General features: G+C 51.1%; 2 tRNA genes (1 of these 2 running past the window's edge). Both read right to left on the reverse strand.

Annotated elements, in window-relative coordinates:
• Positions 1–67: 67 nt before the first annotated feature.
• A tRNA-Ile gene (locus tag PG418_RS05115) sits at positions 68–141 on the reverse strand.
• A gap of 31 nt (positions 142–172) precedes the next feature.
• Positions 173–227 (reverse strand) — tRNA-Thr (locus PG418_RS05120); it runs 30 nt beyond the window's last position.

The raw sequence follows: 227 nt of genomic DNA on the forward strand, positions 1-227 counted from the left end.
CCTCCGCCGTGACAGGGCGGCGCTCTAACCAACTGAGCCATCGGGCCATATGAAATTGTTAAAAAAGTGGACCTTCAGGGACTCGAACCCGGGACCGATCGGTTATGAGCCGATTGCTCTAACCAGCTGAGCTAAAGGTCCAAATTAAATACGTCCCACTAAGGACAAAAGCCGATGATCGGACTCGAACCGATAACCTGCTGATTACAAATCAGCTGCTCTGCCAA

It is taken from the genome of Bariatricus sp. TF06-38A, from assembly GCF_027690675.1.
Lineage (GTDB): Bacteria > Bacillota > Clostridia > Lachnospirales > Lachnospiraceae > Allocoprococcus > Allocoprococcus comes.